Here is a 22,934-nt window from a genome sequence, read left to right as displayed (position 1 = left end):
GCATGCCGCAAGCGGCTCTGAAGCACTGCAAGAATCGTCGCATATTTAAAGCACCAGCTGCGTGTAGGCAACCAATCCGACCGCAACTGCCGTTCACAGCAATTTTTCCGTCAAACCACATTCAGTGAAGCTGACCCTCCTGCTGACAGAACCCCGTGCCCCACGGCACGACGTGCCCGCCTGACCCGCGGCGGATACGCCTGGGCGCCGCCCAGGTACGGTCCGCATTTCTTGCCCGCTTCAGCCGCAGCCCGAGTGACCCGAGGTCACGCGCCGATATCGGCGCGTCATGACAACGGAGAAACCCTCTCATGAAGCGCATGCTGTTCAATGCGACGCATCAGGAAGAATTACGCGTCGCTATCGTTGATGGGCAAAAACTCATCGACCTCGACATCGAGACTGCCGGCCGCGAACAACGCAAAGGCAACATCTACAAAGGTGTCATTACCCGGATCGAACCCGGCCTCGAGGCTTGCTTCGTCAACTACGGTGAAGACCGTCACGGCTTTCTGCCCTTCAAGGAAGTTGCCCGCAGCTTCTTCAAGGAAGGCGTGGACGTTCGTAGCGCCCGCATCCAGGATGCGCTGCGCGAAGGCCAGGAACTGATCGTTCAGGTCGAAAAGGAAGAGCGCGGCAACAAGGGCGCAGCCCTGACCACGTTCATCTCGCTGGCTGGCCGCTACTTGGTCCTGATGCCCAACAACCCCCGTGGCGGTGGCGTTTCCCGCCGTGTCGAGGGTGAAGACCGCCAGGAACTGCGCGACACCATGGAGCAGCTTGAGCTGCCCCAGGGCATGAGCATCATTGCTCGCACCGCAGGCATTGGCCGCAACGTCGAAGAGCTCCAGTGGGACTTGTCCTACCTGTTGCAGCTGTGGACCGCCATTGACGGCGCGGCCCGCGACAACTCCGCGCCCATCCTGATCTATCTGGAATCCAGCCTGGTCATCCGGGCCATTCGCGATTACTTCTCGCCCGAAATCGGCGAGATCCTGATCGATACCGACGAGATCGCCGACCAGGCCACCGCGTTCATGAGCGTGGTGATGCCGGACAACGTCCAGCGCGTCAAACGCTACCGCGACGATATCCCGCTGTTCTCGCGTTTCCAGATCGAACACCAGATTGAAACGGCGTACTCGCGCACGGTGCAACTGCCCTCCGGCGGCGCCATCGTGATCGACCACACCGAAGCGCTGGTTTCCGTCGACGTGAACTCGGCCCGCTCCACGCGCGGCGCCGACATCGAAGAAACCGCGTTGCGCACCAACTCGGAAGCCGCCGACGAAGTGGCCCGCCAGTTGCGCCTGCGCGACTTGGGTGGCCTGATCGTCATCGACTTCATCGACATGGAAGACAGCAAGAACCAGCGCGCTGTTGAACAGCGCCTGCGTGATGCGCTCCATTTCGACCGTGCCCGCGTGCAAATGGGCAAGATTTCGCGCTTCGGCCTGATGGAACTGTCGCGTCAGCGCCTGCGTCCGGCCCTGAACGAAGGCTCGCACATCACCTGCCCGCGTTGCAACGGCACCGGCGTGATCCGCGATGCCGAGTCCAGCGCCCTGCACGTGCTGCGCCTGCTGCAAGAAGAAGCGATGAAGGAAAACACCGCGGCGGTCCACGCCCAGGTGCCGGTCGATGTGGCCACTTACCTTCTGAACGAAAAGCGCGCCGACATCACCAAGATGGAAGCCCGCCTGAAGGTCAACCTGATGCTGATTCCGAACAAGCATCTGGAAACGCCGCATCACCACATCGAACGCCTGCGCCATGATGACCCGCGCCTGGAAGAGCTGAAGACCAGTTTCGAGCTGGTTGAAGCCCCGGCCACGAACGCGCCCTGGCAGCCCCGCGAAAGCGAAATCAAGGCTCGTCCGGAAGCGCTGGTCAAGGGCATCACGCCCTCGCAGCCGGCTCCCGTGTCGACGCCGGCAGCTCCTGTTGCCGCACCGGCAGCGCCGGCCGCCGCCGGTGGCTTGGGTGGCTTGTTCAAGCGCCTGGTTGGCTGGCTGACCGGCAATGCCGATACCGCCAAGCCCGCAACGCCCGCCGCTCAGGAAGACAGCGCCAAGCGCGCCGCTTCCGGCCGTGGCAAGGGCCGTGCCGGCCATGACGGCCAGGAACGCCGTGGCGAACGCCATGGTTCGGACCGCAACCGTGGCAACCGCCGTGGCGAAGCGCGCGGTGAAGGCGCCGAGGGCAGCGAAGGCGGCCGTCATCACGTCCGTGGCAACCGCCGTCCCGAAGGCGAGCGCCAGGAACGCGGCGACCGCAACAACCGCAACGAGGCTCGTGGCGACCGCGACAACCAGACCGCCCAAACGGCTCTGGCGTCGAACCGCCCCGACCAGGCTGATCTGGCCAATGGCGAGGACACCGGCGCTGGCCGTAACCGCCGTCGTGGCCGTGGCCGCAACCGCCGTGAAGAAGGCCAGTCCGATGCGCCGATGAGCGAACAGGAAAGCATGGTCGCCGCGCTGGCGCAGTCCGTTGCGACCGCCCTGCCCGACACCAAGCCCGCCACTGAAGCCGCAGCCGACGCCGATGCCGCCGACCAAACCGATGGCTTCCCGACCGCTGAAGGCGCAGAAGGTGCTGCCGATCCCGAACGCAAGCGCCGCCGCCGCCGCAGCCGTCGTGGCCGCCGCAGCCAGGATGAAGCAGGTCTGGCAGGCAGCGACGAGCAACTGGAAGACGGTTCGGATGACGACGCTGGCGAACAGGCTGAAGGCGTAGCCGCCGAAGCCGCGCCCGCCGAAGCTGCCGCGCCCGCTCCGGTGCAAGCCGCCCAGATCGACGCCGCTCCGGCACAGGCTGAAGCCGCCCCGGCCGCTCCGGTCCAGGTTGTTGAAACCAAGGTAACGGAAGCGCAGGTCATTGAAGCCCAACCGGCCGCCGAACAAGCCGCCGTCGAAGCGCCCAAGGCCGAGCCCGTGCAAGTTGCCGCTGAAGCCCCCAAGGCCGAACCCGTGCAAACCGCCGCTCGCGACGTCACGCAACCTGTGGCCGTTGAACCCGCCAGCCAGGTGTCCGTGCCTGCCGCGCCGGTTGAAGCACCGGCTCACGCCGCTGCGGAACCCGTCGTGACGGCGCCGGCCGCTCCGGTCGCCGAAGCTCCGGTCGCCGAAGCTCCGGTCGCTGAAGCTCCGGCTGCCGCAGCACCGGCTGCCGTAGCTCCTGCTGCCCCGGCCCCTGCCGCGCCGACGCAAGCGCAACAGCCGATCGTGGTGCCGGCCGCTACGCCGTCCGCCAAGGCTCAGGCGCTGCATGACGTCGTCAACGCTGCCGGCCTGAAGTGGGTTGAAACCGACCCCGACCGTCACGCTCAGACGCAACTGCGCATCGCCGCCGCGCACTCGCCGACCCGCCTGGGCCGCGAGCGCAAGCCGGTCGCGCAAGTGTCGAACGAACCTCTGGTTCAAGTCGAAACGCGCCACTAAGCCGCTCGGCACGAAAAAGCCCCCGTCCACACGACGGGGGCTTTTTTTTGGACGCGACGGGCGATGCTGTCAGCGCGCAATAAAAAAAGCCCTCGCAGTTGCGAGGGCTTTCAGCATTGAACCGCCTGCGATCAGAACTGGTACGTATAAGTCAGCTGCACCAGATCCAAACCCGGGTTCGGACGCTTGATGCTGGCGTTGGAGAAGTGCGAATAGCGCACGCCAATGCGGTTGTTCGGGGTCAGCAGAAAGCCCAAGCCAACGTGGTCACCAAACTGGAAGGCGGTGCTGATGTTTTCGTCAGCAAAACGCGTGCTGGAGAACAACGTGGCGCCGATACCGGCCTCGAGGTAGAAACGTTCACCCGTCCACCAACGGAACATCGGAATGGCGTTGAGCTGCCAGACATGGCCCGGCGAACGCGAGCCATCGGCCTGCCAGTAGGACGCACCCAGTTCGGGCGTGAGGTCCAGGCGGCCCCAGTTGCCACCGAATTGATACGTCCACACGGACGGGGTCTCGTAGTTCAGCGTCAGGCGCTTGTAGTGGTCGCCAATGCCGTAGTGCAGACTGACGCCGCCTTGCGTGCCGGTTGAGGATTGGGCGCTTGCAAGCGTTGCAGCGCCGGCCAAAGCCAAACCGACAAGGCGCGTGAGCATTTTCTTTTTGGTCGACAGCATCAGGTAACTCCGTGGATTTCTGGACTAGTTGGCAACATATCAAAATCCGGGTCGGATAGCTCGACGATTGTCGCAATATGGCAACAAATATCTGTGGAAAACACTGTTCCGAAAAGCATGGTCACACTCGAAACACCCTCTGGCCGTCCCGGGTAACACGCACTAGCGTCGCCAAAGCAAATGCCGCCGTCAGACAATGGCCTGACGGCGGCATGTTTTTACAGCAGACGCGAAAGGCCTCAGGCCGTCACGACATCCGCCGGCTGGTTGGTCAGCAACGCGAGCAGACGCGCGATTTCCTCGCGCAGCTGGCGACGGTCAATGACCATGTCGATCGCGCCCTTCTGCAGCAGGAATTCAGCGCGCTGGAAGCCTTCAGGCAGCTTCTCGCGCACGGTCTGTTCGATCACGCGCGGGCCGGCGAAGCCGATCAGCGCCTTGGGCTCGGCGATGACCACGTCGCCCATGAAGGCGAAGCTGGCTGACACGCCGCCCATGGTGGGGTCGGTCAGCACGCTGATGAACGGCAGGCCGGCCGCCGACAAGCGGGTCAGCATGGCGTTCGTCTTGGCCATCTGCATCAACGACAGCAGGCTTTCCTGCATGCGCGCGCCACCCGAGGCCGCCACACAGATGAACGGCGTCTTGTTGTCCAGGGCAGCCTGGGCGCCGCGCGCAAAGCGMTCACCCACCACCGAGCCCATGGAACCGCCCATGAATTCGAATTCGAAGCAGGCCAAGGTGGCCGGCACGCCGCGAATGGAACCGCTCATGACCACCAGCGCATCGGTTTCACCGGTTTGCTTGACGGCCTCTTGCAGGCGTTCGGGATACTTGCGGGTGTCCTTGAACTTCAGCGTGTCGACTGAGCGCGTGGTCTGGCCGATTTCAACGCGGCCTTCCATGTCGAGCAGCGAATCAATGCGGGCGCGCGCGCCGATGCGCATGTGATGGTCGCACTTGGGGCACACGTGCAGATTGGCCGCCAAGTCTTCGCTGTACAGCACCGATTCGCACGACGGGCATTTCACCCAAAGGCCTTCGGGAACGCGGCGGGCGCCGCTGTCGCTGGTTTTATTGATGCGAGGAGGCAGGAGTTTTTCGATCCAGCTCATTGTTATTTCATCCCGTTAGAGGTCGCGCCGGGCCGCTCAGGCCGACGCGTCGTCTCGTTTGACTTGATCCAGCGCTTGCCGGATGGTGCGCAGCCAGCCGCCGGCGGCGGTGACTGCTGCGTCGGTTTTCTGGTCAGCCGGGGCATTCGCCGCCGCCTGCTCCATCGTTTCAATCAATTTGCTGCCGATGACGACCGCGTCCGCCACGCGCGCCACGCGTTGGGCGCTTTCGGCGTCGCGGATGCCAAAGCCCACGCCAACCGGGATGTCGCGGATATGGCGGCGGATGACGGCAACGCGTTCAGCCACGTCGTCGGTGTTCAGCGAGCCCGCGCCCGTGACGCCCTTGAGCGACACGTAATACACGTAGCCGCGCGCCACGTCCGCCACGGCCTTGATGCGGTCTTCGGTGGAGGTGGGAGCCAGCAGGAAAATCGGGGCAATGCCGTGTTCGCCCAGCGTGCCGGCGAATTCGATGACTTCTTCGGGCGGGTAATCGACGACCAGCACGCCATCCACCCCGGCACGCTCGGCGTTGACGGCGAATGCCGTCTGGCCCATGCGTTCGATCGGGTTGGCGTAGCCCATCAACACCACCGGCGTGGTGGTGTCCTGCTGGCGGAATTCTGCCACCAGCTCCAGCACCCGGGCCAGGCCCACGCCCTGCGCGATGGCGCGATCGGCGGCGCGTTGGATCACAGGGCCGTCGGCCATGGGATCGGAAAACGGCACGCCAAGCTCGATGACATCGGCGCCGGCGTCGACCAGCGCGTGCATCAGGGGTACGGTGGCCGCGGGCGAAGGATCGCCCGCCGCGATATAGGGAATCAGCGCTGCGGCGCGACCGGATTCGGCGGCGCGCGCGAAAGCGGCAGCAATACGATCAATGCGAGTTGTCATGGTGTTAGAGCTCGATACCGGCACGTTCGGCGACGGTATGCATGTCTTTGTCGCCACGGCCCGACAAGTTGACCAGGATGATCGCGTCGCGCGGCAGCGTGGCGGCCATCTTCACCGCTTGCGCGATGGCGTGCGAGGACTCAAGCGCCGGCATGATGCCTTCGATGCGGCAGCAGTCGTGAAACGCCTTCAGGGCCTCATCGTCGGTGATCCCCACGTATTCCGCGCGGCCCGAGTCTTTCAGCCAGGCATGTTCGGGACCCACGCCGGGGTAATCCAGGCCAGCGGAAACGGAATGCGTTTCCTGGACCTGGCCGTCGGCGTCCTGCATGACATAGGTGCGGTTGCCGTGCAGCACGCCCACCTGGCCCGCGGCCAGCGATGCGGCGTGCTTGCCGCTGTCCATGCCCTCGCCCGCCGCTTCGACGCCAATCAGGCGCACGTCTTCGTAGGGGATGTAGGGATGGAAGATGCCCATGGCGTTGGAGCCGCCGCCCACTGCCGCCACGACGTAGTCGGGCTGGCGGCCGATGGCTTCCGGCATCTGCGTCAGGCATTCGTTGCCGATGACGGTCTGGAAATCTCGCACCATGCGGGGATAGGGGTCGGGACCCGCCACCGTGCCAATGATGTAGAACGTGTTTTCGATGTTGGTGACCCAGTCGCGCATGGCTTCGTTCAGCGCGTCTTTCAGGGTGCGCGAACCGGAAGTGACCGGCACCACCGTGGCGCCCAGCAGCTTCATGCGGTAAACGTTCGACGCTTGGCGGCGGATATCTTCGCTGCCCATGTAGACGACGCATTCCATGCCGTAGCGGGCCGCCACCGTGGCCGTAGCCACGCCGTGCTGGCCAGCGCCGGTTTCCGCGATGACGCGCGGCTTGCCCATGCGCTTGGCGAGCAGCGCCTGGCCAATGCAGTTGTTGACCTTGTGCGCGCCGGTGTGGTTCAGGTCTTCGCGCTTGAACCAGATCTGGGCGCCGCCCAGCATCTCGGACCATCGGCGGGCATGGTAGACCGGGCTGGGCCGGCCGACAAAATGCTTGAGTTCGTAGTTGAACTCTTCCAGGAAGGCGGGATCGACACGGTAATGGTCATAGGCTGCGCGCAGCTCGTCGAGCGCGTGCATCAGCGTTTCCGCCACGAAAACACCGCCATAGGGACCAAAATGGCCCTTGGCATCCGGAAAGTCGTAAGGTTTCACCAAGCATCTCCCCCGGTATCGCGACAGACCACTGCCGGCCGCAAATCCGGTTTGCAACCCGACATTTTACCTGACCCGGGCGCGGCCGGGGCGGGAAGCCCCCAGCCCCGGCCGCGCCCGGATAGCCCTTAACGCCACTTGGCGTGAATTACAGCGATTGGCCCAGGCGGCGCAGGAAGGTCTCGCACGACGCCATTTGGTCCACGGCGACATATTCGTTGGGCTTGTGGGCCTGTTCGATATGGCCGGGGCCGCAAACGACCGTCGGAATGCCGATGCCCTGGAACAAACCGGCTTCGGTGCCATACGCCACCTTGCGGGTGGTGCGGTCTTCGGTCAGCGCGCGCACCAGCTGGGTGATGGCGGCTTCTTCCGACGCTTCCAGCGCGGGGGCCGCGGCGCCCGTTTCGATTTCGATGGACGCGCCGTCGAACTCGGACTTCATGCGCGGCAAGAGCTCATCGCGCACGTATTTTTCAACTTCTGCCTGGATCTCATCGGGCTGCATGCCCGGCAGGTTGCGGAATTCGTAGGTGAATTCGCACAGCTCTGGGATGGTGTTGACCGCGATGCCGCCACGGATCTGGTTGGTGGTCATCGTGGAGAAAGGCACGTCGTAGAACTGGTCATACGGGCCGTTGGCCTTGAAGCTGTCGGCCAGGTCGCGAATGCGGCAGATCAGGCGGGCGGCGTACTCGATGGCGTTGCAGCCGCGCGGGGTCAAGGACGAATGCGCCGCCTTGCCGTGCACCTTGCAGCGGAACAGGTTGATGCCCTTGTGGGCCACCACCACCTGCATGCCCGTGGGCTCACCCACGACGCAGCCTTCGGGGCGGATGCCGCGTTCCAGCAGATCGGCCAGCATGTAGGGCGCGCCCGCGCAGCCCACTTCTTCGTCATACGAGAAGGCCAGGTGGATCGGTTTCTTGCGCGGCATGGCCAGAAATTCCGGCACCAACGCCAGCGAGCCGGCGATGAAACCCTTCATGTCGCACGCGCCGCGGCCATACAGCAGGCCGTCTTTTTCGATGAGCTTGAACGGGTCCGAGGCCCAATCCTGGCCATCCACGGGCACCACGTCAGTGTGGCCCGACAGGACGATACCGCCCTGCTGGTTGCCGTCTTGCGCCGGCAACGTGGCGAACAGGTTGGCCTTGGTGCGCTCGGGATTGTGCGCCAGCCACGCATCGACGCCCTGGCCCTTGAGCCAATCGCGGACGGTTTCGATCAGGGCAAGATTGGAATTGCGGCTGGTGGTGTCGAAACCCACCAGCGTTTCCAGCCAGGTGCGCGCGTTCATGTGACTTCTCTGCTTTTGGGAAAAACAGAAGTGTAAAGCCAGGAAGCGCCCACGTCTCGGACGGCGCCCGGCACTGTTCACGGGTTAAGCGCCTAGAATGTCGCCCGGATTGGAATAACACCCCCAAGGAGAAACCGTGCAGCACAAAGCAGTTCCCACACGCAACATCGTGGCCGCAGTGATAGGCAACGCCCTCGAATGGTATGACTTCCTGGTGTTCGCGTTCATGACGCCGATCATCGCGAAGCTCTTCTTTCCCACCGACCCCAACCTGCCGGGCAGCGAACTCAACGCCATCCTGATGACGACCGCCATCTTCGGCGTCGGTTTCTTCATGCGCCCCGTGGGCGGCATCATCCTGGGCATGTACGGCGACAAAAAAGGCCGCAAGGCCGCGATGGTGATGGTGACCTCGCTGATGGCGGTGTCCATCGCGCTGATCACGGTTGCCCCGACGTACCACGCCGCCGGCATCCTGGCCCCGATCTTCATCCTGATCGCGCGCCTGTTGCAGGGTTTCTCGGCGGGCGGTGAATTCGGCACGTCGACGGCGCTGCTAATTGAAATGGCCCCCAACGGCAAACGCGGCTTCTACGGCTCGTGGCAGATGGCCGGCCAGATGCTGGCGCTGCTGATCGGCGCGGCTTGCGGCACGCTGATCACCGAGTTCTTCACGCAAGAACAGATCGCCGCCTGGGCCTGGCGCATTCCGTTCGCCTTCGGCCTGGTCATTGTTCCCATCGCCATCTATATCCGCAAGAACGTCGACGAAACCGACGTCTTCAAGAAGATGCAGGAAGAAGACCGCCAAGCCGCCGCGCGCGGTGAAGTGCAGCGCCTGAGCCTGGTTCAGATGGTCAAGACCCACACGCGTGAAACGATGATCGGCGTGGGCCTGGTCGTGACCGCCACGGTGTCCATCTACATCACCTTCACGTATCTGGTGACGTACTCCACGCAAATCCTGAAGCTGCCGATGAAGGAAACCTTCATGGTGCAGATGGCGGGCGCGGCGCTGATGGTGCTGATGACGCCGTTCATGGGCGCATGGTCCGACCGCATCGGCCGCCGTCCGCTGGTGATCAGTTCGCTGATCGGCTACCTGATCGTGCTGTATCCGCTGTACTACTGGCTGTCGGACGCCCCGTCGATCGGCCGCCTGCTGACGGTGCAGATCGTCGTGTGCTTCTTCGTGTCGGCCTTCTTCGGCGTGTTCAGCACGGTGATGGCGGAATTGTTCCCGGCACGCGTACGTTCCGTGGGCTTGTCGCTTGCCTATAACGTGGCCGTGATGATCTTCGGCGGTTTCGCGCAGTTCATCGTGACGTGGCTGATCAAGACCACCGGTTCGCCGATGGCGCCGGCCTACTACGTGATGTTCGGCGTGGCGCTGGGCCTGATTGCCGCGTTCTTCATGCGCGAACGCGCGCACGAGCAACTGGACCACTAAAGCTTGAACCCCCACGGCCGCCTGGCCCTGGGGGTTTTCGTCCTACCGGCGCGTTGCCGAGGACACGCCCGCCACTTCGGCCAAGGCGTCCAGCGCACGGGCGAGCGATTCGCCCCCGCGCACCTCCACCGTGAACACCATATGAGCCAGCGACTGCTTGCTCTGCGTATTCACCCCCACCACGTTCAGGCGCAGCCGCGCAAAAACTTCGGACAGGTCGCGCAACAGACCGGGACGGTCGTGCGCGCGCACGCTGACGTCCACCGGATAGAACGTGTCTGAGGTTTCGCCCCAGGCCACTTCAATGACGCGCTCGGGTTCGCGCGCGGCCAAGGCCAGATAGCTGTGGCAGTCGCTGCGATGAATCGACACGCCGCGCCCCCGCGTGACGAAGCCCGCAATGGCGTCGGGCGGCGCGGGGCGGCAGCAGCGCGCCAACTGCGTCAGCAGCGAACCCACCCCCACCACCAGCACGCCGCTCTTGCCGCTTTTCTCGGCGCTGCCCGCGCTGGCGTTGCGCAACGCGGCAGGCTGGGGTTCCACCGCGGGACCGGGCTGCTGGAAAACACTGTCGATCTGGCGCAGGCTGAACTCTTCCTTGGCCGCCGCAACGTACAGGTCGTCGGCGCGCGCAAAGCCCAGGTTTTGCGCCAGCTGTTCCAGATTGACGGCCGTCTTGCCCAGCCGCTGCAATTCTTTTTCAACCAAGGCCTGGCCTTGGGTGATGCGTTGCTGCAATTCAATGGCGTTGAACCACATGCGCACCTTGGCGCGCGCCCGCGGGCTAGCAAGGAACCCCAACTGGGGATTGAGCCAGTCGCGCGAAGGCCCGCCCGACTTGGCGGAGATGATCTCCACGGTCTGCCCGGTCGACAAGTGCGTTTGCAGCGGCACCATCTGCCCGTCGACACGCGCGCCGCGGCAGCGGTGGCCCAGGTCCGTGTGCAGGTGATAGGCGAAGTCCACCGGCGTGGCGCCTGCGGGCAGCTCGATCACGCGCGCTTGCGGCGTCAGCACGTAGATGCGTTCGTCTGTGTGCGCGGGCGCCTTCACCGCATTGCGATTCTTGCTGGACCCCGGCTTGCCCGAGGCGCTTTTGCCGGATTCCGCTTTGCCCCCGGGCTTGCCAGCCTCTTGGCCCGACGCGTTTCCGGACTCGAGTCCCGACGCCTGCCCCGGCTCTGCGCCGCCTTCGACGTCGCTGTTCCAGGCCAGCAGCTGGCGCATCCACGCCAGTTGGCGGTCGTATTCACTAGAGGCCGCAACCTGGCCGCCCTTCGCGCCGGCTTCCTTGTAGCGCCAGTGCGCGGCCATACCGTATTCGGCGAACTGATGCATCTCGCGCGTGCGAATCTGCACTTCGAATGGGCGGCCGTCATCGTCCGCCACCACGGTATGCAGAGAGCGATAGCCGTTGGGCTTGGGCCGCGAGATGTAGTCATCGAACTCGTCGGACAGCGGCGTCCACATTTCGTGCACCAGCCCCAACGCCGTATAACAGGCACGCACGTCTTCGACGATGACGCGCAGCGCGCGCAGGTCATACATCTGCGAGAAGTCCAGGCGCTTGACACGCATCTTGTTCCAGATGCTGTAGATGTGCTTGGGCCGGCCGCTGACTTCGGCGTCGATGCCGCTCTTGGCCAACGCCGTTTGCATGCGCTCGATGGCGCCCGCAATGAAGGCTTCGCGCTCAACCCGCTTTTCTTCCAGCAAACGGGCAATTTGCTTGTAGCGGTCGGGCTCCAGGAAGCGAAACGCCAGGTCTTCCATTTCCCATTTGATCTGCCAGATGCCCAGCCGGTTTGCCAGCGGCGCATACAGATCCAGCGTTTCCTGCGCGAACCCGGTCGAGCATGGCGCCTTGCTTTCCGCGTGCCAACGCAAGGTGCGCAGCCGCGAGGCCAAGCGCATCAGCACGATGCGCAGGTCGGCCGCCATGGCCAGCAGCATCTTGCGCTGCATTTCCTTTTGCGAACCGCTTTCGGCTTCGGCGTCGCTGGCTTGGCGGGCCACCACGCCCAGCCGCAACAGGGCGCGCGTGCCTTGCACCAGCCGCGCCACTTCGGCGCCGAAGGCGGTGGCGACGGGGTCGTTGCGCAAGGCGGGCGCGGGCGCCATCAAGTCGGTGGGCAAGGCGGCCAGCAGCGCGGCGGCGCGCGTGGCGGCGTCGGTATGCAGGGCCGCCAGGATGCGGACGACGCCGGCGCCGTGGCTGGCCAACGGCTCGCCGGTCAGCGCGTGCTGGCCTTCAAAGCGCGGGATGGCCCAGGCGACGGCCCGGTCAATCAGCGCCAGGCCATCGGCGTCCAGGCCCGCTCCTACCTCCTGCCGCCAGGAAGCGTCAAAAGGCGAAGGCGCATCGATAACAGGCGGGGCGGACATGAAGGGCGTCGTGCTGGGGTTGGTTGATATCCCGACACTCTACACTAGGGTTTGATCACTCAGAATCCCCTGCCATATCCCGATATATAGAAGGAACCCAAGCTTATGTTGCGCTGGCTCAAGGGCCGGGGCGCCCGCGCGTCCGAAGTGGCCGAGATGCAAGCCCGCATCTCGCCCGAACTGTGGCGGCAGGTGCTGGATGCCCACCCTTTCCTGGCGGCGTTGAACGCCGATGAAACCGCTCAGCTGCTCGCGCGGTCGGCCTGGCTGCTGGCCAGCAAGACCATCAACGGCGCGCAGGGCCTGGACGTCTCGGACTTCATGCGGCTGTCGATTGCCGCGCAGGCCAGCCTGCCCATCCTGAACCTCGCGCCTGAGCTCTATGAGGGCTGGGACGAGATCATCGTGTATCCGGCTAGCTTCCGTATTCCGCGTTCGCGCCAGGACGATGACGGCGTGGTTCACGAGTACATCGAAGATGCGGCGGGCGAAGCATGGGAAGGCGGCCCGCTGGTGCTCTCCTGGGAGGACACGCAGTTGTCTGACGGTGGCTTCAATGTCGTCATCCATGAGTTCGCCCACAAGCTGGACCTGCGTTCCGGTTTTGCGGATGGCATGCCGTCGCTGGCCGCGCATCCGGATCTGAAACCACAGGTATGGCGCCGCGTGTTGGACGACAGCCTTGACCGCTTCATCGCCGCGCTCGATGCCGTGGAAGCCGCCATTCCGCGCGACGTGGACCCCGAAAGCGAAGAAGCCGACGCCTGGTACGGCCAATTGCCGATGGACCCGTACGCGGCCACGGACGAGGCGGAATTCTTCGCGGTCAGCTCCGAACACTTCTTCGTGGACCCGTTCCCGATGCAGCAGGCGCTGCCCGAATGGTATGACCTGCTGCGGGCCTATTACCGGCAGGACACCTTGGCGCGCTACGCATGAAGCAACTGCTGATCGTCTGGCATTCGCGCACCGGCGCGGCAAGGCAAATGGCCGAGGCCGCAGCGCGTGGCGCGCAAGCGGCCGCGGCCGAACTCGACCTGGCGGACGCCTTGTGCGTGAAGTTGCTGCGGGCCTCCGATGTTGAAGCCGACGCCTTGCTGGCAAGCCACGGCTATCTGTTCTGCGCGCCCGAAAACCTGGCAAGCCTGAGCGGCGAGATGAAGGAGTTTTTTGATCGCAACTACTACGCCGTGCTCGACCGCATTCAGGGCTTGCCCTACGCCTGCGCGATCAGCGCCGGCAGCGATGGCACGGGCGCCGCGCGGCAGGTGGAACGGATTTGCACCGGATGGCGGCTGAGCGCGGTGGCGCCTGCATTGATCGTGAATCTGGGTGCTCAGACGCCCGAACAGATCATGGCGGAAAAAACGGTGCCGGCGGCGGAACTCTCGCGCTGCGACGCCTTGGGCGGCCTGCTGGCGGCAACGCTGTTGATGGGGGAATAACGCCCCTTCGCGTTGGCACAGGCGCGTGCAAGGCCCAAAGAAAAAGCCCTTCGGCATGCCGAAGGGCTTTTCACTTGCGGGCGGCAGTCGCTTAGATAGCGGCCGTCACAATGATCTCGACCTTGAAATCCGGGTTGGCCAGGCGGGCTTCAACCGTGGCGCGCGGAGGCGAATTGCCGTCAGCGACCCAGGCGTCCCATGCCTTGTTCATGCCGTCGAATTCCTTGATGTTGGCCACGTAGATCTGGGCCATCAGGATCTTGGTCTTGTCGGTGCCGGCTTCGGCCAGCAGGCGATCGATCGTCGCCAGCACTTGCTCGGTCTGGCCGGTGATGTCCAGCTTGGCGTCGTCCGGCACCTGGCCTGCCAGGTACGCGACACCGTTGTACACGGCCATGTCCGACAGGCGCTTGGCGACGTGGAAGCGCTTGATGCTGCTCATGAATATTCCCCTAGAGTCGAGTTGGGTTGATGAAACTGGAAACCAGCAATTTACCCCGAGCCGCCCTCAGGCGGGAGGCAACTGAAACACCTGGCGCAGATACGCCAGATAGGCGGGGTCGTCGCACATGGTTTTTTCTGGCGCATCAGACACCTTGGCCACCGGCTGGCCATTGCAGCGGACCATTTTCATGACGATCTGCAATGGTTCGTGGCCCAGGTCGTTGGTCAGGTTCGTGCCGATGCCGAAAGACACCTTGCAGCGGCCCGAGAACTGGCGGGCCAGCTCGATTGCGCGCGGGAAGGTCAGCGAATCCGAGAACACCAGCGTCTTCGCGCGCGGGTCCACGCGGTTCTTGCGGTAGTGCTCAAGCAAGCGTTCGCCCCAGACGAAGGGGTCGCCGGAATCGTGGCGGGCGCCGTCAAAGAGCTTGCAGAAATACATGTCGAAGTCGCGCAGGAACGCGTCCATGCCGTAGACGTCCGACAGCGCAATGCCGAGGTCGCCCCGGTATTCCTTGGCCCAGACTTCCAGCGCAAACACCTGCGAATCCCGCAACCGCGGCCCCAGCGCCTGGCAAGCCTGCAAGTATTCGTGGCCCATCGTGCCCAGCGGCAGCACTTCATGCTGCTTGGCCAGCAACACGTTGCTGGTGCCTGCAAAATGCTCGCCCATCTGGGCCTTCATGGTGGACACCACTTCCTGGTGCCAGACCTTGGAGAAGCGGCGGCGCGTGCCGTATTCAGCCACGCGGAAATCGGCCAGCGCCGGGTCGTCCAGCACCAGGTGCATCTTGGATTGCAGACGCTGGCGGCCTTCTTCCCAATCGGGGTTCTTGCGCGTGTTGCGGAAGTAGACCTCGTTGACGATGGCCAGCACCGGGATCTCGAAGAGAATTGTGTGCAGCCACGGGCCTTTCACTTCAATGGCGATCTCGCCCGGCGCATCGCCTTCAGTGATGTGGATGCAGCGCTCGGGCAGATGGAACAGGCCAAGAAAGTCGACGAAGTCGCTCTTGATGAAGCGCAAGCCGCCCAGATAATCCAGCTCATCCTGGGTGAAGCGCAGCTGGCACAGCTGGTGCACTTCTTCGCGGATTTCATCCAAGTAGGGGCGCAGATCGGCCCCAACGGTGCGGCACTTGTAACGGTACTCGACCTGTGCAGCGGGGAACTGATGCAGTACCACCTGCATCATGCTGAATTTATACAGATCGGTGTCGAGCAGCGAAGTGATTATCATGATTGCGCGTATCGGTTTCGCGACACCATAGCATAGAGAACCGGGGGTTCAGGGCCATGGGCCACGAAGTCAATACGGGTATTACCGGCACATCGGGCGCGCATTGGGTAAAATCCGCCCAACAAGACACAAATGCCGCCGATCCCGGAGTTCCTGAATGACCCACGTTGTCACCGAAAACTGTATTAAGTGCAAGTACACCGATTGCGTTGATGTGTGCCCGGTGGACTGTTTTCGTGAGGGTCCGAACTTCCTCGTGATCGATCCCGACGAATGCATCGACTGCGCCGTCTGCATCCCGGAATGCCCGGCCAATGCGATCTACGCCGAAGAAGACGTGCCGCAAGACCAACTGAATTTCATCGCGCTGAACGCTGAGCTCTCGCCCGAGTTCGCCAGCATCAGCCGCGCCAAGAAGCCCCTGCCGGACGCCGACGACTGGAACGGCAAGCAGGACAAGCTGCAATTCCTGGAAAAATAATCCGCGATAGCCGGCTGCCGCCTGGCGGCCGGTTTCGTGCGATGCCCCGATGACCGACGACTCCAAATACACGCGCCAAACTGTCACTCAGATCCACACCTGGGTGCCCGACAAGCTGTTCTCATTGCGCGTAACGCGCGACGACGCGTATACGTTCCTGCCGGGCCAGTTCGCCCGGGTCGGTTTACCCGGGGCTGATGATCCCGACGGCCCGCCCACCCTGTGGCGCGCCTACTCGATGGTGTCCGCCCCGCACGAGTCCGGGCTGGAGTTCTATTCCATCGTGGTTCCCGACGGCCTGTTCAGCCCGCGCATGGCGCAATTGCGCCCCGGCGATGCTTTGTACGTCGAAAAAACGCCCTACGGTTTCCTGACGCTGGAACGCTTCGCGCCCGGCGGCGACCTGTGGCTTTTGGCTTCCGGCACCGGCCTGTCGGCCTACCTGTCGCTGCTGCGCGACCCCGCCACATGGCGCGCCTATCGCCGCATCATTCTGGTGCACGGCGTGCGCACCGTGGCGGAGCTAGCCTATCGCGAAGAAATCGAATCCTGGGGCGCGCGGCCGGAACTGGCCGAGGTGTTTGCGGCAGATCCGCAAAAGCTCATCTACCTGCCCATCGCCACCCGCGAAGCACTGCCCGGCATGCCGCAAGAGCGCCTGACCACGCTGATCGCCGATGGCCGGCTAGAGCAGCTGGCCGGGCTGCCGCTGGACCCGGAGCAGGCGAAGATCATGCTTTGCGGCAACCCCGACATGCTGGCAGACGCTCGCAAGCTGCTGGGCGAACGCGGTTTCAAGCCGGGCCGCCGGGGCATTCCCGGCAACCTGGCAGTAGAAAATTACTGGTGATCCCGCACTGGCCGGCCTAGTGCATAAATCCTCCCTTTGGTCTCTATGCTGGGCAAAAAAACGCCCTAAACTGGTGCCTAAGGGGATGACGGGTCTCTTTTTAGCAACAGAATCCCGGTGTTTGCCGCAGTTTCTTTAGGCTGATTGGATATATCTTTAGTCCTCGGCGCAATAATCGGGGCACACGCTCGACCCAGAAGGACATCCTCCAAATGCTGTACCAATTGCACGAAATGCAGCGCGCCTTCCTGACTCCGTTCGCTGCATTCACGGATGCCGGTTCTCAGCTGTTCTCCAGTCCCTACAGTCCCCTCGCTTACACCCCGATTTCCCGCCAGATGGCCGCGGGGTACGAGCTGATGACGCGTATCGGCAAGGAATACCAGAAACCCGCCTGGAATCTTCCCACCACCGAGATCAACGGCAAGTCCGTTCGCGTGACCGAAGCGCTGGCGTTGGACAAGCCCTTCTGCCGCCTGGTGCACTTTCACCGCGACGTGCGCCTCGCCGGCCGCGATGACCCCAAAGTGCTGCTGGTTGCCCCGCTGTCGGGCCACCATGCGACCTTGCTGCGCGACACCGTGCGCGCCCTGCTGCCCAACCATGACGTTTATGTCACTGATTGGGTCGACGCCCGCATGGTGCCGCTAGCCGCCGGCCCGTTCCATCTGAACGACTACGTGCGCTACGTGCAGGATTTCATCCGCCACCTGGGCCCGGACGTGCACGTGATTTCGGTCTGCCAGCCCACCGTGCCGGTGCTGGCCGCCGTGTCGCTGATGGCCACCGCCAATGACCCCTGCCAGCCGCGCAGCATGGTCATGATGGGCGGCCCCATCGACCCGCGCCAGTCGCCCACGCAGGTGAACCGCCTGGCCACCACCAAGCCCTATTCGTGGTTTGAAAGCCAGGTGATCCACCCGGTGCCGCCGCGTTACCCGGGCGCGGGCCGCAAGGTCTACCCCGGCTTCCTGCAGCACGCCGGGTTCATGGCCATGAACCCCGACCGCCACATGAAGTCGCACTACGAGTTCTACCTGGACTTGCTGCGCGGCGACGACAGCGACGCCGAAGCGCACCGCCGCTTCTACGACGAATACAACGCAGTGCTGGACATGCCGGCCGAGTTCTATCTGGACACGATCCGCATGGTGTTCCAGGACTTCGCGCTGCCCAGCGGCACGTGGGAAGTCGACGGCCAGACCGTGCGCCCCGCCGACATCAAGAAGGTTGCGCTCTTCACCATTGAAGGCGAGCTGGACGATATCTCGGGCCAGGGCCAGACGCGTGCGGCCATCAAGCTGTGCAAGAACATTCCGGCCGAGCGCAAGTCGCACTACACGGCGCCGAACTGCGGCCACTACGGCATTTTCTCGGGCCGCCGCTGGCGCGAAATGATCTGTCCTAAAATTGCCGAATTCATCCGGCAATCGGCTTGACGACGGCACAGCGCCGTCCGGCAGGTGACGCGCGGGCCTGGCCCGCGCCACCTCAAGCCTGATCCGTATTTCACGGGGCCCGCGTGGCCCCTTTTCTTTTATTGGCCTTACATGTCCTGTCGCTCACTTGCCGACCGCATCGACGCCTTGCTGCCCCAGACGCAATGCACCAAGTGCGGCTATGACGGCTGCCGGCCTTATGCCGACGCCATCACGGACGGCTCAGCGCCGATCAACCGCTGCCCGCCCGGTGGCGACGACGGCATCGCCGCGCTGTCCGCCCTGCTGCAAACCCCCGCCCTGCCGCTGGACCTTGAGCGCGGCGAACCCGGCCCGCTGCTGGTTGCCCGCATCGATGAATCGCACTGCATCGGCTGTACGCTGTGCATCCAGGCCTGTCCGGTCGACGCGATCGTGGGCGCCAACAAACACATGCATACCGTGCTGGCCGATTGGTGCACGGGCTGTGATCTGTGCGTGGCGCCTTGTCCGGTGGACTGTATTCAAATGGTGCCTGCCGGCCGCGCATGGACCGCAGAAGACGCCACCATCAGCCGCCAGCGGCATCGCAGCCACCAGGCGCGAGCCGAACGCCTGGCTGCCGACAACGCCCGCCTGATGGCGCCAGAGACACCCGCCGCCGCAAGTGCGCCCCCGCCCGCTACCGACGACGCGCAAAGCGAAGACCGCAAGCGCTCCGCCATTGAATCCGCGCTGGCCCGCGCCCGGGCCCGCCGTAATCCGACGCAGTCATGAACGCAGCCAAACGCCGTGAGATCTTCGCCCGCCTGCAAGCGGCCAACCCGAACCCCACGACCGAACTGGAATACGACACGCCGTTCCAGTTGCTGATCGCGGTGCTGTTGTCGGCGCAGGCCACCGACAAGTCAGTCAACATCGCCACGCGTAAATTCTTCCCGCAATACGGCACGCCCGAAGCGTTGCTGGCGCTGGGCGAAGAAGGCTTGTCCGATTACATCAAGACCATCGGGCTGTACCGCACCAAAGCCAAGAACACGATCGCCACCTGTCGGATCTTGCTTGAGCATCACGGCGGCGAAGTGCCGCAAACGCGCGAGGCATTGGAATCGCTACCGGGCGTGGGCCGCAAGACGGCCAACGTCGTGCTCAACACCGCATTCGGCCAGCCCACGATGGCGGTGGATACGCATATCTTTCGCGTGTCGAACCGCACCGGTATCGCGCCAGGCAAGAACGTGCTTGAAGTGGAAGACAAGCTCGTGAAATTCATCCCGCGCGAATATATCCAGGACGCTCATCACTGGCTGATCCTGCATGGCCGCTACATCTGCGTGGCGCGCAAACCGAAGTGCCCCCAATGCGGCATTTCCGATCTGTGTGAATTCAAACAAAAAACACCCGCGTAAACCCTGCGGTCCAAATAGGGCATTGTGATTTCAGCGAGCGGAAAACCGGGGTTTTCCCTCGCTGAATTTGTTTGATCAATTGATAAGAATCAACGCGTATTTGCTGCAATGCATTGCGCATGGAAAAGGGTTTTCCCGCCTTGCGCGGCGTGTATTGTCGGCCTGCCGACAATTGACCTTTCCGCACTGCAAAACCTATGTAAAACCCTCATGGAATTTTGATAAAGAGGTCCGCATACTCGCCGGCAACTCATCAGAAAACTACGAGACATCTCTGGTTTTCTGACCCCGCGGGGGTCTGTCGCAACGACGGCAGGCAGAGACCATATAAATACAACGCTGGTGCAGCGGACATGGATGACACAATCCTGGAGACAAAAGGCCTCACCAAGGAGTTCCGCGGATTCGTCGCGGTCAATGGGGTCGATTTGCGTATCAAGCGAGGCGAGATTCATGCCTTGATCGGGCCTAACGGCGCGGGCAAGACCACATGCTTCAACCTGCTTACCAAGTTCTTATCTCCCACGTCGGGAACCATCAAGTTCAACGGTATCGACATTACCGGCGAGCGCCCCGCGCAGATTGCGCGGCGTGGCGTGATTCGCTCGTTCCAGATTTCGGCGGTATTCCCACACCTGACCGTCCTTGAGAACGTGCGCATCGGCTTGCAGCGCAAGACGGGGCTGTCGTTTCACTTCTGGCAAAGCGACAAGCGGCTGGCGTCCTTGAACGAGCCGGCGCGCGCGCTGCTTGAACAGGTGGACCTGGGCGCCTTTGCGAACGAGACCACGGTGAATCTGCCGTATGGCCGCAAGCGCGCGCTGGAAATCGCCACCACGCTGGCGATGGAACCCGAACTGATGCTGCTGGACGAGCCCACGCAGGGCATGGGCCACGAAGACGTGGACCGCGTCACGCAGCTGATCAAGCGCGTCAGCGCCGGGCGCACGATCCTGATGGTGGAACACAACATGAACGTCGTGTCCTCCATCGCCAACACCATCACCGTGCTCGCGCGCGGCTCGGTGCTGGCCGAAGGCACGTACGCCGAAGTCTCCCGCCATCCGGCCGTGATGCAGGCGTACATGGGCACCACCGACGGCGAACTTCAAGGAGCGCACGCATGAGCACCCCGGCACTGGAAATTTCAGGCTTGCAAGCCTGGTACGGGGAATCGCACATCCTGCACGGCGTGGATATGCGCGTGGGGCAAGGTGAAGTCGTCACGCTGCTGGGCCGCAATGGCGCCGGCCGCACCACGACGTTGCGCGCGATTCTCGGGCTGACGGGTTCCCGCAAGGGCTCGGTGCGCATTCACGGCACCGAAGCCATCGACCTGCCCACCTACAAAATCGCCCACCTGGGCGTGGGCTATTGCCCCGAAGAACGCGGCATCTTCGCCAGCCTGTCTTGCGAAGAAAATCTGCTGCTGCCGCCGGTCGTGGGTTCGCTGGGCGGCGGCATGTCGCTGGCCGAAATCTACGACATGTTCCCCAACCTGCAAGAGCGCCGGAATTCACCGGGCACACGCTTGTCGGGCGGCGAACAACAGATGCTGGCCGTGGCGCGCATTCTGCGCACCGGCGCCAATTTGCTGCTGCTGGACGAAATCTCCGAAGGCCTGGCGCCCGTCATCGTGCAGGCGCTTGCCCGCATGATCAAGACGCTGAAGCAGCGCGGCTACACGATCGTCATGGTCGAGCAGAACTTCCGCTTCGCGGCTCCGCTGGCTGACCGCTTCTATGTCATGGAGCACGGTCAGATCGTCGAGCATTTCGAGGCCGCAGAACTTTCAGAAAAACAGGACACGCTCAACGAATTGTTGGGCGTCTAAAACAACCTGTCATCCGCCGGACCCCCGGCAACACTACACCGTAGGGAAGAGGAGTCATCCCATGAAGCTGCACACCATCACTGCTGCACTGGCCATGGCGGGCCTGGGATTTGCAGGGGCAACCGCCCACGCACAAGGTATCTCCGACGATGTCATCCGCATCGGCTTCATCACCGACATGTCGGGCGTGTATTCCGACATCGACGGCAAGGCTGGTCTGGACGCGATCCGCATGGCGATCGAAGACGCCGGCGGCACCATCAACGGCAAGAAGATCGAAGTTGTCTCGGCCGACCACCAGAACAAGGCCGACGTGGCGTCGGCGCGCGCACGCGAATGGTTCGACCAGCAGAAGGTCGACGTCATTGTTGCGGGCACGAACTCGGCCACCAGCCTGGCCATGGCGGCCGTGGCGGCTGAAAAGAAAAAGCCGTTCATCGCTGTGGGCGCGGGCGCATCCGACCTGACCAACGCGCAATGTTCGCCCTACACCGTCCACTACGCCTACGACACCGTGGCGCTAGCGCGCGGCACCGGTTCGGCGGTGGTGAAGGACGGCGGCAAGAGCTGGTTCTTCCTGACGGCCGACTACGCCTTCGGCCACGCGCTGGAACGCGACACCATGGCCGTTGTGAAGGCTGCCGGCGGCGAGATCAAGGGCCAGGTGCGCGCACCGCTGGGCGCATCGGACTTCTCGTCCTTCCTGTTGCAAGCGCAAGCCTCCAAGGCGCAGATCCTGGGCATGGCCAACGCGGGTGGCGACACCATCAACACCATCAAGGCCGCCAATGAATTCGGCGTGACCAAGACGATGAAGATGGCCGGCCTGCTCGTGTTCATCAACGACGTGCACTCGCTGGGCCTGCAAGCCACGCAAGGCATGTACMTGACCGACGGCTGGTACTGGGATCAATCCGACGCCTCGCGCGCCTGGGCCAAGAAGTTTGAAGCCAAGGTCGGCCGCAAGCCGTCGATGCTGCAAGCGGGCGACTACTCGTCGACGATGTTCTACCTGAACGCCGTGAAGGCAACGGGCACGGACGACGCCGACACCGTCATCAAGTGGATGAAGTCGAACAAGATCAACGACTTCTTCACCCAAGGCGGCTATGTGCGCGAAGACGGCCGCATGGTCCATGACATGTACCTGATGCAAGTGAAGACCCCGGCCGAATCCAAGGGCCCGTGGGACTACTACAAGGTCGTGGCCACGCTGCCTGGCGACGAGGTCTACACCAAGCTGTCCGAGTCCACCTGCAAGCTGGTCAAGAAATAATTCCCGGCTCATGTGACCCCAAGGTGCTGCCCGGCGCGGGCCGCGGCCGCACCTTGAATT

The 22,934-nt window shown here is 63.5% G+C and carries 20 protein-coding genes; 12 read left to right on the top strand and 8 right to left on the bottom strand.

The features are described from left to right. The first annotated feature begins 311 nt into the window (after positions 1-311). Positions 312-3,443 (top strand): Rne/Rng family ribonuclease, encoded by a 3,132-nt coding sequence (locus AC1DB0_RS05185; protein ID WP_476757705.1) that lies wholly within the window; start codon positions 312-314, stop codon positions 3,441-3,443. 131 nt (positions 3,444-3,574) lie between these two features. Here AC1DB0_RS05185 and AC1DB0_RS05180 read toward each other — a convergent pair whose 3' ends face one another. The 5 genes from AC1DB0_RS05180 to argE form a co-directional block, all read right to left on the bottom strand. Beyond that, positions 3,575-4,123 carry an acyloxyacyl hydrolase gene (locus tag AC1DB0_RS05180; RefSeq protein WP_054424052.1) on the bottom strand — a complete coding sequence of 183 codons (549 nt, stop codon included), beginning with the start codon at positions 4,121-4,123 and terminating at the stop codon, positions 3,575-3,577. A gap of 239 nt (positions 4,124-4,362) precedes the next feature. Then, positions 4,363-5,238, bottom strand: coding sequence for an acetyl-CoA carboxylase, carboxyltransferase subunit beta (accD, locus tag AC1DB0_RS05175; RefSeq protein WP_476758616.1), 876 nt, complete (start codon positions 5,236-5,238; stop codon positions 4,363-4,365). Positions 5,239-5,274: 36 nt separating this feature from the next. Then, positions 5,275-6,138, bottom strand: coding sequence for a tryptophan synthase subunit alpha (gene trpA / locus AC1DB0_RS05170; RefSeq protein WP_054424056.1), 864 nt, complete (start codon positions 6,136-6,138; stop codon positions 5,275-5,277). Positions 6,139-6,142: 4 nt separating this feature from the next. Next, on the bottom strand, positions 6,143-7,342 hold the full coding sequence (gene trpB / locus AC1DB0_RS05165) for a tryptophan synthase subunit beta (protein WP_054424698.1): 1,200 nt from the start codon (positions 7,340-7,342) through the stop codon (positions 6,143-6,145). A gap of 148 nt (positions 7,343-7,490) precedes the next feature. Further along, on the bottom strand, positions 7,491-8,684 hold the full coding sequence (gene argE / locus AC1DB0_RS05160; RefSeq protein ID WP_276529725.1) for an acetylornithine deacetylase: 1,194 nt from the start codon (positions 8,682-8,684) through the stop codon (positions 7,491-7,493). A 94-nt stretch (positions 8,685-8,778) separates the two neighbouring features. Here argE and AC1DB0_RS05155 point away from each other — a divergent pair, with 94 nt between their 5' ends. Further along, complete coding sequence (locus AC1DB0_RS05155) at positions 8,779-10,092, top strand: MFS transporter (RefSeq protein ID WP_054424057.1); 1,314 nt, start codon at positions 8,779-8,781, stop codon at positions 10,090-10,092. Positions 10,093-10,134: 42 nt separating this feature from the next. Here AC1DB0_RS05155 and AC1DB0_RS05150 read toward each other — a convergent pair whose 3' ends face one another. Next, entirely contained in the window at positions 10,135-12,477 is a 2,343-nt protein-coding gene (locus AC1DB0_RS05150; protein WP_476757706.1) for a RelA/SpoT family protein, read from the bottom strand. 105 nt (positions 12,478-12,582) lie between these two features. Here AC1DB0_RS05150 and AC1DB0_RS05145 point away from each other — a divergent pair, with 105 nt between their 5' ends. Next, entirely contained in the window at positions 12,583-13,416 is an 834-nt protein-coding gene (locus tag AC1DB0_RS05145; protein ID WP_346552971.1) for a M90 family metallopeptidase, read from the top strand. Then, on the top strand, positions 13,413-13,922 hold the full coding sequence (locus tag AC1DB0_RS05140) for an NAD(P)H-dependent oxidoreductase (protein WP_427951305.1): 510 nt from the start codon (positions 13,413-13,415) through the stop codon (positions 13,920-13,922). The genes AC1DB0_RS05145 and AC1DB0_RS05140 overlap by 4 nt, the downstream gene beginning before the upstream one ends. Before the next feature lie 91 nt (positions 13,923-14,013). Here the strand turns inward: AC1DB0_RS05140 and AC1DB0_RS05135 are convergent, their stop codons facing one another. Next, complete coding sequence (locus AC1DB0_RS05135) at positions 14,014-14,364, bottom strand: RidA family protein (protein WP_006218017.1); 351 nt, start codon at positions 14,362-14,364, stop codon at positions 14,014-14,016. A gap of 66 nt (positions 14,365-14,430) precedes the next feature. Continuing rightward, positions 14,431-15,606: a nicotinate phosphoribosyltransferase gene (gene pncB, locus AC1DB0_RS05130; RefSeq protein ID WP_054424065.1), complete on the bottom strand. Its 1,176-nt coding sequence runs from the start codon at positions 15,604-15,606 to the stop codon at positions 14,431-14,433. Between the two features lie 157 nt (positions 15,607-15,763). On the opposite strand from pncB, the gene fdxA reads away from it, so the two are divergent. From fdxA to AC1DB0_RS05090, 8 genes are all read left to right on the top strand, one after another. After that, the gene (gene fdxA / locus AC1DB0_RS05125) at positions 15,764-16,087 is read left to right on the top strand and encodes a ferredoxin FdxA (RefSeq protein ID WP_054424067.1); all 324 of its coding nucleotides are present in this window, start codon (positions 15,764-15,766) and stop codon (positions 16,085-16,087) included. 49 nt (positions 16,088-16,136) lie between these two features. Beyond that, complete coding sequence (locus AC1DB0_RS05120; protein WP_342066170.1) at positions 16,137-16,937, top strand: ferredoxin--NADP reductase; 801 nt, start codon at positions 16,137-16,139, stop codon at positions 16,935-16,937. Positions 16,938-17,149: 212 nt separating this feature from the next. Further along, positions 17,150-18,376, top strand: a complete 1,227-nt coding sequence (locus tag AC1DB0_RS05115) for a polyhydroxyalkanoate depolymerase (protein WP_054424072.1) — start codon at positions 17,150-17,152, stop codon at positions 18,374-18,376. A 111-nt stretch (positions 18,377-18,487) separates the two neighbouring features. Beyond that, positions 18,488-19,132, top strand: a complete 645-nt coding sequence (gene rsxB, locus AC1DB0_RS05110) for an electron transport complex subunit RsxB (protein ID WP_476757707.1) — start codon at positions 18,488-18,490, stop codon at positions 19,130-19,132. After that, positions 19,129-19,764, top strand: a complete 636-nt coding sequence (gene nth, locus AC1DB0_RS05105) for an endonuclease III (protein WP_054424076.1) — start codon at positions 19,129-19,131, stop codon at positions 19,762-19,764. The genes rsxB and nth overlap by 4 nt, the downstream gene beginning before the upstream one ends. A 353-nt stretch (positions 19,765-20,117) precedes the next feature. Further along, positions 20,118-20,891 carry an ABC transporter ATP-binding protein gene (locus AC1DB0_RS05100; RefSeq protein WP_054424078.1) on the top strand — a complete coding sequence of 258 codons (774 nt, stop codon included), beginning with the start codon at positions 20,118-20,120 and terminating at the stop codon, positions 20,889-20,891. After that, positions 20,888-21,598: an ABC transporter ATP-binding protein gene (locus AC1DB0_RS05095; RefSeq protein WP_054424080.1), complete on the top strand. Its 711-nt coding sequence runs from the start codon at positions 20,888-20,890 to the stop codon at positions 21,596-21,598. The genes AC1DB0_RS05100 and AC1DB0_RS05095 overlap by 4 nt, the downstream gene beginning before the upstream one ends. Positions 21,599-21,659: 61 nt before the next feature. Continuing rightward, complete coding sequence (locus AC1DB0_RS05090; protein WP_476758615.1) at positions 21,660-22,874, top strand: ABC transporter substrate-binding protein; 1,215 nt, start codon at positions 21,660-21,662, stop codon at positions 22,872-22,874. Positions 22,875-22,934: the final 60 nt, after the last annotated feature.

It is taken from the genome of Achromobacter sp. 10T422, assembly GCF_056394065.1.
This window is presented reverse-complemented; position numbering and strand designations above follow the sequence as displayed.